The sequence below is a fragment of the Cohnella sp. GbtcB17 genome, from assembly GCF_019091135.1.
In the GTDB taxonomy this organism is placed as follows: domain Bacteria; phylum Bacillota; class Bacilli; order Paenibacillales; family Paenibacillaceae; genus Cohnella.
Window position 1 is genome coordinate 1 of sequence record NZ_JAGXJW010000595.1, and the last position, 228, is coordinate 228.

The window sequence follows — 228 nt, forward strand, 5'->3', positions numbered from 1 at the left end:
TGCCGACAAACCCACCATCTCCGCGAACGCCAAATCGTCGAAGCCTGTGACAGACGCGTCCCCCGGCACGCGTACGCGTTCCTCCACGTACGCATTGATGGCGCCGCGCGCCATGCTGTCGTACGTGCAGTCGAGGGCATCGGGCAGTTCGTTGCGTATCAGCATGAGCTTCGCATCTTGATATCCGCTGTTCTCGCGGTAATTGTCGTGATAGTAGTATTATTGCTC

Annotated in this window: 1 pseudogene; it reads right to left on the reverse strand. The window is 57.9% G+C overall.

Annotation, left to right across the window (positions count from 1 at the left end):
• Positions 1 to 195, reverse strand: a pseudogene (locus KVT38_RS35840) (substrate-binding domain-containing protein); the annotation flags it as partial.
• Positions 196 to 228: the final 33 nt, after the last annotated feature.